13 protein-coding genes are annotated in these 11,302 nt (G+C 40.2%); 10 read left to right on the forward strand and 3 right to left on the reverse strand.

Annotated features, from left to right (window positions below):
* Positions 1 to 130 precede the first annotated feature (130 nt).
* The 5 genes from M3600_RS11475 (at position 131) to M3600_RS11495 (ending at position 6,237) form a co-directional block, all read left to right on the forward strand.
* Positions 131 to 1,900 (forward strand): helix-turn-helix domain-containing protein, encoded by a 1,770-nt coding sequence (locus M3600_RS11475; RefSeq protein WP_251646037.1) that lies wholly within the window; start codon positions 131 to 133, stop codon positions 1,898 to 1,900.
* Between the two features lie 152 nt (positions 1,901 to 2,052).
* Positions 2,053 to 3,357 (forward strand): Zn-dependent hydrolase, encoded by a 1,305-nt coding sequence (locus tag M3600_RS11480; protein ID WP_251646039.1) that lies wholly within the window; start codon positions 2,053 to 2,055, stop codon positions 3,355 to 3,357.
* Between the two features lie 15 nt (positions 3,358 to 3,372).
* Positions 3,373 to 4,581 carry a M20 family metallopeptidase gene (locus tag M3600_RS11485; RefSeq protein ID WP_251646041.1) on the forward strand — a complete coding sequence of 403 codons (1,209 nt, stop codon included), beginning with the start codon at positions 3,373 to 3,375 and terminating at the stop codon, positions 4,579 to 4,581.
* Complete coding sequence (locus tag M3600_RS11490) at positions 4,574 to 4,768, forward strand: DUF3311 domain-containing protein (RefSeq protein WP_233313814.1); 195 nt, start codon at positions 4,574 to 4,576, stop codon at positions 4,766 to 4,768. Before M3600_RS11485 ends, M3600_RS11490 begins: the two co-directional genes overlap by 8 nt.
* Positions 4,765 to 6,237, forward strand: a complete 1,473-nt coding sequence (locus M3600_RS11495) for a sodium:solute symporter family protein (RefSeq protein ID WP_251646049.1) — start codon at positions 4,765 to 4,767, stop codon at positions 6,235 to 6,237. The genes M3600_RS11490 and M3600_RS11495 overlap by 4 nt, the downstream gene beginning before the upstream one ends.
* 62 nt (positions 6,238 to 6,299) lie before the next feature.
* Here M3600_RS11495 and M3600_RS11500 read toward each other — a convergent pair whose 3' ends face one another.
* Together M3600_RS11500 and M3600_RS11505 are read right to left on the reverse strand one after the other, a co-directional pair.
* Positions 6,300 to 6,803, reverse strand: coding sequence for a spore coat protein (locus M3600_RS11500; protein ID WP_285854777.1), 504 nt, complete (start codon positions 6,801 to 6,803; stop codon positions 6,300 to 6,302).
* Positions 6,804 to 6,882: 79 nt separating this feature from the next.
* The gene (locus M3600_RS11505; protein ID WP_233313817.1) at positions 6,883 to 7,194 is read right to left on the reverse strand and encodes a hypothetical protein; all 312 of its coding nucleotides are present in this window, start codon (positions 7,192 to 7,194) and stop codon (positions 6,883 to 6,885) included.
* A 198-nt stretch (positions 7,195 to 7,392) separates the two neighbouring features.
* On the opposite strand from M3600_RS11505, the gene solA reads away from it, so the two are divergent.
* Positions 7,393 to 8,526, forward strand: a complete 1,134-nt coding sequence (solA, locus tag M3600_RS11510; protein ID WP_251646053.1) for an N-methyl-L-tryptophan oxidase — start codon at positions 7,393 to 7,395, stop codon at positions 8,524 to 8,526.
* A 131-nt stretch (positions 8,527 to 8,657) separates the two neighbouring features.
* Entirely contained in the window at positions 8,658 to 9,278 is a 621-nt protein-coding gene (locus tag M3600_RS11515) for a nitroreductase family protein (RefSeq protein WP_237941441.1), read from the forward strand.
* Between the two features lie 6 nt (positions 9,279 to 9,284).
* Here the strand turns inward: M3600_RS11515 and M3600_RS11520 are convergent, their stop codons facing one another.
* Positions 9,285 to 9,779 carry a L,D-transpeptidase family protein gene (locus M3600_RS11520; protein ID WP_233313820.1) on the reverse strand — a complete coding sequence of 165 codons (495 nt, stop codon included), beginning with the start codon at positions 9,777 to 9,779 and terminating at the stop codon, positions 9,285 to 9,287.
* Positions 9,780 to 9,954: 175 nt separating this feature from the next.
* On the opposite strand from M3600_RS11520, the gene M3600_RS11525 reads away from it, so the two are divergent.
* The 3 genes from M3600_RS11525 to M3600_RS11535 all read left to right on the forward strand — a co-directional run bounded on the left by M3600_RS11525 (position 9,955) and on the right by M3600_RS11535 (position 11,224).
* Positions 9,955 to 10,263, forward strand: a complete 309-nt coding sequence (locus tag M3600_RS11525; RefSeq protein WP_233313821.1) for a hypothetical protein — start codon at positions 9,955 to 9,957, stop codon at positions 10,261 to 10,263.
* A 108-nt stretch (positions 10,264 to 10,371) separates the two neighbouring features.
* Positions 10,372 to 10,719, forward strand: a complete 348-nt coding sequence (locus M3600_RS11530; protein ID WP_233313822.1) for a hypothetical protein — start codon at positions 10,372 to 10,374, stop codon at positions 10,717 to 10,719.
* A gap of 91 nt (positions 10,720 to 10,810) precedes the next feature.
* On the forward strand, positions 10,811 to 11,224 hold the full coding sequence (locus M3600_RS11535; protein WP_251646055.1) for a CoA-binding protein: 414 nt from the start codon (positions 10,811 to 10,813) through the stop codon (positions 11,222 to 11,224).
* The last annotated feature ends 78 nt before the right edge of the window (positions 11,225 to 11,302 follow it).

The following is an 11,302-nucleotide window of genomic DNA, read 5'->3' on the forward strand; positions in this document are numbered from 1 at the left end:
AACCGTCTTGGCAGATAAAAGGCGGTTTTTACTTTAACAGCATATTGTAAGAAAACCTATATGTATTCTAAAATAATAGAAGGAACTAGTGCTTTACAAAGTTAGCGCTATGGTTGGAGGATACATCATCATGAATAAAGACAGACAATTACTGAGCTTAATAAATGCTGCGCAAGTCTTAACATCTACATTAGATTTGGACAAGGTGCTCCAGCAGCTGATTAAAGAAACGTTAAATGTAATAGATGGTGCAGATGCTATATTGCTGTTTGTATATGATAAACGGACAGGCAGGCTTATAGCCAAAAATGGTGTCGGAGTTGAACTAGCATACTTGCAGGAAATTAAACTTCATCCTGGGGAAGGCATGACAGGCAAAACATTCTTGAGCAAAAAAGGACAAATATTCAGTCATGTAAAAGAAACAGAGAGAGGGATGGAGAATATTAGAGGTGATAATAAAAGTCTGTTTCAAAAGGCTGTTGGCGCACTCCGCTATCATCCTGTCAGTACCATTTGTGCTCCCCTTTTATCTAAAGAGGAATGTATTGGTGTATTGACGATTGACAGTTTTTCTGAAAACGTGCATTTCACAAACCATCATCTTCTCCTGCTCGAAACATTCGCCGCTCAGGCCAGTATTGCGATTGAAAATGCAAAATTTTTTGCTGATACAGAGCGATCGAAGAAAATTCATGCTGAATTGGCTACCGCTTCGATCAACCAAAAAGGTCTAGAAGAAATTACAGGCACGCTCACACAGCTTATTAAAGAAGAGGTTTGTGTTTATAATGAGTTTTTTGAGATTATTTCTTCTTCCTCGACACAGGCTGAGGCAATGGGGACGGCTAAAAGAAACGTGATTATGACTGTTTATAATGATGAGGTGCAAAATGAGGGGAGTTTATATTGTAAAGAAGAGAGAATAAAGCTGATTCCCATTAAAACAGATGCCAGAATTGTTATTGGCATTCTGGCAATCTTTAACGTCGAACGAGCTTCTCTTGATACACTAGACTTGCTTGCTATTGACCTTGCCAATAATATTTTCGCGCGGGAAATTATCGGCCAGGAAAGATTGCTCTCTGATTATTATAAATATGAGGGGTACTTATTAGATCAGCTTTTAAGTCAGAAGCTGGATTCATTTTCCGGACCGCAAAAAAGCATTGTCGGCCTGTCTGACAACTATCGATATATATGCATTAATATCCAAATTCCTAATCAGCTCCTTGAGTTTGAGGAATTAAATCGAAAGAAGCAGCATTTTCATCGCTTATTGTTTCGGGAAATCAAAAAGCTGCCCTACAAAGTATTAGTTTCGGAAAAGAACATGGAATATGATGTGTTAGTTATGATTCATGACCGAAAAACAGAAGAGGAAATAACAGAACTGTTTAGCCTATTCTTTAATGGGTTAAAGGATAAACTTGTTGAAAGTATATCCTTTGACTTCCATGTCGGCATCGGCAGGCTATTCTTAAAAATTAAGGAGATTCAAAGCTCCTACAGAGAAGCAAAGATTTGTTCCGACTATATTAAAACGAACAGTAAGGATTTACTAGTGCTTTCCTATAAATCGCTTGGCATCTATCGCTTGTTTATTAAACAGGAGCCAGAAGAGATTCGTGAATATGTAAAAAGCACGATTGGTCCGCTAATTGATTATGATAAAACAAATGGAACTGACTTGTTGTCTACATTAGCGGTATATATGGAGAATAAACAAAATATGACGTTAACAGCGAAGCAGTGCTTTGTGCATTTAAATACGATTAAGTACAGACTGCAAAACGTGAAAGAGATTTTAGGCATACACCTTGAAGGCAAGGAAATGTTTGAACTGCAGCTTGCTATTTATTTGTTTGACTATTTAAAGAAAGGCATCGGCAAACACTAGTCTAAAAGTTGTAAAAATTCGCTATTTTTTAAGATGCATTATCTAAAGCAGACAAAAAGCTTACGATTAATTTGTCTGCTTTAGATATATTAATAATTGTCGAACTATTCTACAATTTCTAAATAATGATACATATTATGAGGGGGTACAGCATGGATACAACAGCAGCAAGCAGGCTGGACGAGCTTCTGTTATCTGACTATGATCACACACTTGATCATGGGGGCATATCAGGTAAAAGAATAGCGCAAAGGCTGTATGAATTATCAAAGATTGGTTTGACAGACGAAAACGGTTCTTACCGAATCGGTTTCTCTGCAGAGGAAAAGTTAGCAAAACAGCTTGTTGCTAACTGGATGACAGAGGCAGGTTTATCTGTCAAACAAGACGAAGCTGGCAATATCATCGGCAGATTGGCAGGTAATGACGAGGAGCTTCCAGCAATTCTATCTGGTTCCCATGTTGACAGTGTTCCAAACGGGGGGCATTTTGATGGGCCGTTAGGTGTTCTTGCGGCGTTAGAGGTAGTGGAAGCATGGCGGGAAACTGGGTTCAAACCGACTCATCCATACGAAGTGATTATCTTCTCAGATGAAGAGGGAGCAAGATTTAATGGCGGTCTGACTGGAAGCAGAGCAATGACTGGTGACATAGATGTTGAAAATCAACTCAGCTTAGTTGACAGCGAGGGAGCCAATTTTCAAACAGTTATTGAAAATAACGGCTTGTCACTTGATACATTCTTTCAAGCAAAACGGGACTTATCTAAAATCAAAGCATATGTGGAGGTCCATATTGAGCAAGGAAAACGGCTCGAAAAAGAGAATCTTCCAGTCGGAATTGTTTCGGGAATAGCAGGTCCAAGCTGGCTGAAAATCACTTTATCAGGAGAAGCCGGCCATGCAGGAAACACTCCGATGGATGACAGAAAGGATGCGTTAGTAGCAGCAGGTGAACTTCTTGCGGCAATTCCTGCCTTGCCTAAAATGGTAAGCTCCACCGCAGTTGCGACAGTCGGGAAGCTGCATGTTCATCCGAATGGAGTCAATGTTATTCCCGGCAGAGTTGAGTTGTTTGTTGATATTCGTGACATTTATGAAGACAAAGTAGATGCGCTTGTTGCTCTTACAATTGAAAAAGCTGCAGCTATTTCCGAAAGCTATGGAATCAAGACTACGTTTGAACAAACATTGAAAGTTTCACCGATGCTCGTACAAGATGACATGAAAGAACTGCTTGAGCAATCACTGCAAAAAATGGCCATTAAGCCGTACTTTTTACCAAGCGGTGCTGGTCATGATGCGATGGTTCTAGGAAGGCATGTACCATCTGCGATGATTTTTGCTCGCAGCAGAAAAGGGATTAGCCATAATCCCGAGGAATGGACAACGCTTAGTGATTGTGTTCAATCTGTGCATGTATTGAAAAACATGATTGAAAGCCTGGATGAAAACTAAAAGGAGTGATACATAATGGAAGCAACAAAATCTTTTATACAAGCAAGCATAGATGCAGTGAAGGAAGAGGTTGTCACATGGCGCCGCCATCTTCACCAACATCCAGAATTAAGCTTTGAAGAGGAAAAAACGTCTCAATATATATATGACCAATTAAAATCATTTGGCAATATTGAACTAACCCGCCCGACAAAAACCAGTGTAGTTGGCCGAATTATCGGAGCTCTACCTGGCAAAGTTATTGCCATTCGCGCTGATATGGATGCACTTCCGATACAAGAAGAAAACGAAAGTGAATATGCTTCCCAAAATCCTGGCGTGATGCATGCTTGCGGTCATGATGGACATACAGCCATGCTTTTAGGTGCAGCAAAGGTATTATCCTCCCTTAAAAGCCATATCGAAGGAGAAATCCGTTTGTTATTCCAGCATGCAGAAGAATTGTTCCCAGGTGGAGCAGAGGAAATGGTCCAAGCAGGAGTAATGGACGGGGTTGATACAGTAATTGGCGCCCATTTGTGGTCCCCACTTGAAATCGGCAAAATCGGAATCGTTTATGGACCGATGATGGCATCACCTGATACCTTCTATCTTAATGTCAACGGCAAAGGAGGACATGCTGCTCTTCCTCATCAAACAGTTGATTCGATTGCGATTGCTTCTCAAGTGGTCACAAACCTGCAGCATATCGTTTCACGAAACACAGATCCTCTTGATAATCTCGTTTTGTCTGTGACAAAGTTCGTCGGAGGCACAACGCATAATGTAATTCCAGGTTCTGTTGAGATATGCGGAACAGTTCGCAGCTTTGATCCAGACTTGCGCAAGGAAGTTCCAAAGCTAATGGAAAGAGTCATCAAAGGTATTACAGACGCACATGGAGCGACTTACGACTTTAAATATGAGTTCGGCTACAGACCTGTCATCAATGATGCCCGCGTTACAGAGGTGTTAGAAGCAACAGTGTTAGAAGTGTATGGCAACGATGCGATCGACAGAATGAAGCCAAATATGGGCGGAGAAGATTTTTCTGCATTCCAGCAAGTAGCAGAAGGATCATTCTTCTATATAGGTGCCGGAAACCCGCAAAAAGGGGCTGACTTTCCTCATCACCATGCCCGCTTTGAAATCGATGAAGACTCCCTTGAAAAGGGCGTAAACTTATTTGTTTACAGTGCATTAAAGCTGTTAGAAGCAGCAGAAGGAAGGGAAGCAAATGATTAAAGTATTGGCGCTGATTCCGTTCGTTTTCATGCTGGGCGGAGCCTATGTATTCAATCAAGTGACACCATACGTACTAGGAATGCCATTTCTGCTGTTTTGGTGTGTATTATGGACAGTCCTGACATCTGTCATTATGGCAATTATCTATAAAATCGATCCAAAAAATAAAGAAGGTGAAACAGAATGAATGCTGCATTAGTAATTATTTTTGCTACGATGCTACTATCTATCTTTTTAGGTATTCGGGCAAAAAAAGGAAAAGACATGGATTTAGAACAATGGTCTGTAGGAGGAAGAGGATTCGGTTCCGTTTTAGTATTCGTGCTGATGGCAGGGGAAATTTATACAACCTTCACCTTCCTTGGAGGAAGCGGCTGGGCATATAGTAAAGGCGGCCCAACCTATTATATTATTTCATACGGTGCTCTTGCTTATATTATGTCATACTTTTTGCTTCCGAAAATCTGGCGCTACGCAAAAGACAACAAGCTTGTGTCTCAATCAGACTTTTTCGTCAGCAAATACAACAGCCCGTATTTAGGAATTCTTGTTTCGCTTGTAGGGTTTGTTGCGATGATTCCTTATTTTGTTCTGCAGCTGAAAGGGCTTGGAATTATTGTATCAGAGGCTTCTTATGGCCATATTTCACCAACTGTGGCGATTTGGATCGGCATTATCGTTGTAACCGTCTATGTAATGGTCTCAGGTATTCACGGCTCTGCGTGGACTGCTGTTGCGAAGGATATTCTTATTCTTGTTGTGGTCTTATTTTTGGGAATTTATCTTCCGCACCATTATTATGGCGGGATTCAGCCAATGTTTGAAGCAATTGACACAGCGAAGGCAGGCTTTTTATCATTGCCTGATTCAGGACAAAGCTCTTCTTGGTTTGTAACAACTGTTTTACTTACAGCATTAGGCTTTTATATGTGGCCGCATACATTCGGTTCCATTTATTCCTCTCAAGGAGAGAAAGCCTTCCGAAAAAATGCTATTTTCATGCCATTATATCAATTAGTCCTTTTATTCGTATTCTTCGTAGGCTTTGCAGCGATTCTGCAAGTGCCAACATTAACTGGAGCAGATACGGATTTAGCACTGCTTCGTTTGTCTATCCAGACATTTGATCCATGGGTGGTAGGAATTATCGGTGCGGCAGGTATTTTGACTGCTCTTGTTCCTGGCTCGATGATTCTTATGGCAGCAGCAACCTTGCTTGCGAAAAACGTTTATAAAGTGTTACGACCAAGTGCAACAGACAAGCAAGTCACAAGCATGGCCCGTTATCTTGTACCTGTTGTGGCACTCATTTCCGTAATCGTTACATTTAATGGCGGCGGAACGCTTGTTGCTTTGCTGTTAATGGGATACAGCCTTGTAACACAATTGTTTCCGACCTTATTGTTCAGCTTAATGATACATAATTTTGTTACGAAACAAGGAGCGTTTGCTGGTATTATCGCAGGTGTTGCCACGGTTACTTATGTGACAGTTTCAGGCACGACTGTCGGAACATTGTTCCCATTTTTGCCGCAAGCAATTAAGGACTTCAACGTTGGTATTATTGCCTTGATTATTAACTTAGTTGTCCTTACGGTTGTATCATTGGCAACAAGACCAGTGGCAGTATTAAAAACGAAATCTAATCAAGCATAATAACAGACCCCTCTTATCCTTATAAGAGGGGTGTTTACTGTTTTCACAACTAAAACGAATGACTATTTATTAAGCGCTTTTTTTGCAAGATTAACGTCATTTTGCAGCAGACTCTTTAAATCATAAGCTGGGTAATACCCCTTTTTATACATATAGTGGAATACTTCCTCGTGTGAATCAATCGCTTTGTTTATATGTGTTTTTAACACCTTTCTTAATTCAGGTGTAGCTGTTTCAGTAATGGCAACCGCATAATTTTTGACACTTGCTTTAAATAGACCAAGTAAATCTCCTGCCAGAAAAGGTGTTAATGCTTGATTTCGCAAGTCCTCTTCCTCGTCTTCCTCTCTCGGTGCTAACGGATAGAATTCAAGCAAGTCTTTTATATTAGCTGTTAAACCTTCAATAGCCTTTGTGTACAGCCTTTTTAGTTCTGGGTCTGTCACCGTTGGAAGTGCGAGTTTCAATTTCATTAATGCTACTGATTGTGATGCTGTTAATTCATGTATTTCTAATGTTTCATGCCATGCTAAATGCTGCGGACGTTCGTTATGTTCCATTCTCATGCTCCTCCTTAAATGACGCTTCCTCTTTTTTTAGTGTCAGATAGAAAAAAGAGGAGATCACTCACCTCTTTTATCGTGACTATCTTTGTGGATATTGCTTATGCCAGTCATCCCAATGACCTTGTGGATGATGGTAGCCTTTTTTCCATGAATCTTGCGGGTAGTATGGCTTATGCCAATCTTGGTGGGGTTTATGCCATCCGTATGGATAATCGTCATGAAAACCTTGATGATACCCTCCAGGATATTGATGATAACCGCCGTATGGATAGCCTTGTTGCTGCCAGCCACCAAACGGATAGTTCTGCTGACCTTGCTGCCAGCCGCCGTATGGATAGCTTTGTTGACCTTGCCCCCAAGGGAAATTAGGTTGATATGGTCCAAATTGCATGTAATCACCTTCCGTTGCGAGTTTTCTGTATAGGGTATGTCGGCTTGCTGTTAATGAGCTTATCTACTTTTTTTAAGAAGAAGCCCAATTATTAACTCTTATTAGAAAATTTTTATTTTTCAAGCTGTGCAACAATGGTATGATTGGCTATATAAAAAAAGAGAGTTAACGTTTAGCGGAAGAGAAGGAGGAAATATTTTGACAAAATATGATGCGATTATCATCGGTGCCGGTTCCATGGGGATGGCAGCAGGCTATTATTTAGCGGAACAAGGAAAAAAGACATTGTTAATTGATGCCTATGACCCTCCTCATGCACATGGAAGCCACCATGGCGAAACAAGAATTATCCGTCATGCATACGGGGAAGGTGCTGAGTATGTTCCTTTGGCGTTAAAAGCACAGGAGCTTTGGGGCGAGCTTGAAGAGGTATCAGGCAAGCAGCTGTTTTTGCAGACAGGTGTATTAAATGTCGGCAAAGCAGATTCACCATTTATGAAAAACATAATATATAGCGCGAAAACATATAACCTGCCAGTGGAAGTGCTGCAAGCAAGTGAAGTAATGGAGCGGTGGTCTGGCATTAAGCTACCGGCTGATTATATCGGCTGCTTTGAAAAATCGTCAGGAGTGCTTAAAAGCGAAACTTGTATTGAAGCATATAAAGAGCAGGCTATTAAAAAGGGAGCAGATCTTCTTACATATACAGAAGTACTAGAATTGCAGATGGATAATGGGAAGGCAATCGTAAAAACGGCAACCAATAACTATTATGGAGACGCTCTTATCATTTGCGGCGGCGCATCAGCAGGCAAGCTGTTAGCTACTCTAGGTTTAACGCTGCCATTAAAACCGACAAGGAAGACGTTTGCTTGGTTCCATGCTGATGAAGCCATTTATTCTAGTGAAAACTTTCCGGCCTTTTCCTTTGAAACGGAAAAAGGCATGTATTACGGCTTTCCAAGCATCGAACAAGCTGGTTTGAAAATAGGCAGACATGACGGCGGCGGTGTTGAAATACAACCAGGCCAGTCAATCAGCCCGTTTGGTGAGCTTGCCGAGGATGAGGGAGATGTAGGGCAGTTTCTTTCCACTTATATGCCATTAACAGATGAGCTGAAGTTTGGCAAAACTTGCACATATACATTGACACCTGATGAAGACTTTATAATTGATCTTCATCCTGATTACGCCAATGTCGCCATTGCGGCAGGTTTTTCAGGCCATGGCTTTAAATTCAGCAGTGTGGTCGGTAAAATTTTAAGTGACTTAGCAACAAAGGGGAAGACAGAATATAATATCTCACCTTTTTCTATTAAACGCTTCTCATAAAAAAAGCTGCCTCTAATGGCAGTTTTTTTATTGGCAAAACAGGAAGTAAAAAGCTTTACAAAGGACTTCATTTAATATATCTTTAATTCAAGATATATTAAATGAAGATAAAATCGAAGGAGAAACAAATCATGGCTGAATTTTTAGATCTAGTTAAATCACGACGCTCTGCGAGCAACTTTTTGGAAGGAAACCCGATTTCAACAGAAGAGTTAAATAGTATTTTTGAAACGGTTAAGCTAGCACCATCTGCTTTTAATTTACAGCATACAAGGTATATTGCCGTTATAGATGATGAGAAAAAAGCTGAAATAAGAAATGCCGCAAACGGTCAATACAAAGTAAAAAGCGCTGCTGCTGTTATATTGGTAGTTGGGAACAAACTTGCTTATAAACAAGCACCAGAAATCTATGAAGGTCTGCAGATGCTCGGAATTGTAAACAAGCAGGAATATGACCATTTAGTTCAGGATACAACTTCCTTTTATGAAGACAGAGGTGACACCTTCCAAAAAGAAGAAGCAATTCGTAATGCTTCACTTTCTGCCATGCTGTTTATGCTCGCAGCAAAGAATCAAGGCTGGGACACTTGCCCGATGATTGGATTTGATGACAAGCAGGTTCGTGAAATACTGCAGATTCCCGATCAGGAAGAGGTGGTGCTGATGATTACCATTGGCAAGGAGAAAACAGACAGCAGACAGCCGCGCGGATACCGAAAGCCAGTCCGTGAATTTGTAGACTATATTTAATAAGGTTTATGGATGAATGGCTACAGCTGTGCCAATAGGAGCAATGCTTGCTAATTCCTCCACATCCTTGTTTTGCATTCTAATACATCCTCTTGATACAGCTTTGCCAATGGAGCTAGGATCATTTGTACCATGGATACCATAATGCTCTTTAGAAAGACTCATCCACATTGTACCGAATGGACCTCCAGGATTCGGCGCTTTATTGATGATAACAAAATTGCCTACAGGTGTGCTAAACAGCATTCTGCCTACTGCAATCGGATACTGCTTTTGCAAAACACCGCCTCTAAACAAGCGCAATATTTTATTACCTATCGAAACATCTATTCGATAAGGAATACTCTCAGGGGACGGTAAGCCGGGTATGATGATTATTTGTCCGGGGAAGATGCTGTTTGGCTGGATTGTTGGGTTTGCTGTTAATATACTGGCTAATGGAATGCGATAGTCTTTTGAGATTTGGGTTAAAGTCTCCCCGGGCTTAACAATATGGTTCATCAATTTGCCTCCGTTTTTACGTCTTTTAAGGTACTATATGACTATCGTCAGGAAAAAATATATAGTCCCATGAAAAAAGCCAAGTTAACAAACGGCAATTTAGGCATTTGCCTATATCACTAAAAAAGAAGTTTGCATACTTTATGGGTGACATAAAAAAAGGAGAGTTGCCTATATGTACCCTTATGTAAATTACGCTTATCCACAAACTCAATATGATTACCAATACCCGCAAGGATATTACGAAGATCCGAACAGACAAATCCAGCTGTCACAGCTTTTTCAACAGCCACAGTGGAGACAGTTTGAGCGGAGGCTTAATCAGTTAGAAAGACGGATTGAAGCTCAGGATCGCCGTATTGATCAGCTGGAACGGAGAATAAATCAGCTAGAGCGGGAGAATAACCAGCAGCAAAGAGATATTGACCAGCTTGAGCGCAGTTTGCAAAGAGTTAATCAGCGCTTAAATGCATTGGAAAGATAAATATAACTAAGGAGCACAGCAGTTGCTCCTTAGTTATTGATTAGAATTTTTTTTGCTGTTTAGGGAATGTTAATATATCATAATTGACTTTTTGGAGGTAATTTAAAAATGACCGTTTATGTATATCAAACATTTTCACTCAAGCAAGATAAATTCAAAGAAGGATTGGAAAATTTGCGTGAGCTGAAAAAGTTTAGTAATGAAAATTACTCACACAAAGTAGAAATATTGACGCCTATCTCAGGCAATGATCATACATATGCCCTTTTAACGGAGTACGAAGGATTGGCTGAAATGGAATTGCAAGGCAAAAAGATGAATGAGGATGAAGACTATCAAAAGCTGATTGGTGAGTTCTTTTTGCAAAATATAGAACAAAACAGCATGCATACGCAAATCTACAGAGCAATGCCTGAAAAGAAGGAAAAAAAGGACAAGGATAAGGAATCAGAGTAAGCAAAGCCTAGTTCATATTAGTTGCATCAACAGATACACGTCCACTAGTATAAAAGTAGAAATAAAGGTTAATTAAAGGAGGAACAATACTATGGCAATCGAAAACCCAAGCAGGGAAGAAATCGGCAAACTATTAAAAAAGGCAAAAAAAATCGCAGTTGTCGGTTTAAGTGACAATCCAGAAAGAACTTCTTATATGATTGCAGAAGCCATGATGAAAGCAGGCTATAGCATCATCCCCGTCAATCCTACAGTAGATGAAGTTTTAGGAATGAAAGCATATAAAAGCCTGACAGATATTAAAGAACATGTTGATATTGTCAATGTATTTAGAAGATCTGAATTTCTTCCAGAAGTTGCGGCGGAATTTGAAAAAATCGATGCTGATGTTTTTTGGGCACAGCAAGGACTTGTTCATGAAGAAACTTTTCACTCTTTAAAAGATAAAGGCTATACGGTTATCATGGACCGCTGTATTAAAGTAGAACATGCTCTAACGAAATAACTATAAAATATGGATGCAATAAGGTAACTTGACCCTCATAAGAAGCGGTCTTAAAAGCACCTTATTTGCATCCGTTTT

The sequence above is a fragment of the Niallia sp. MER 6 genome (genome assembly GCF_023714395.1).
Lineage (GTDB): Bacteria > Bacillota > Bacilli > Bacillales > Cytobacillaceae > Niallia.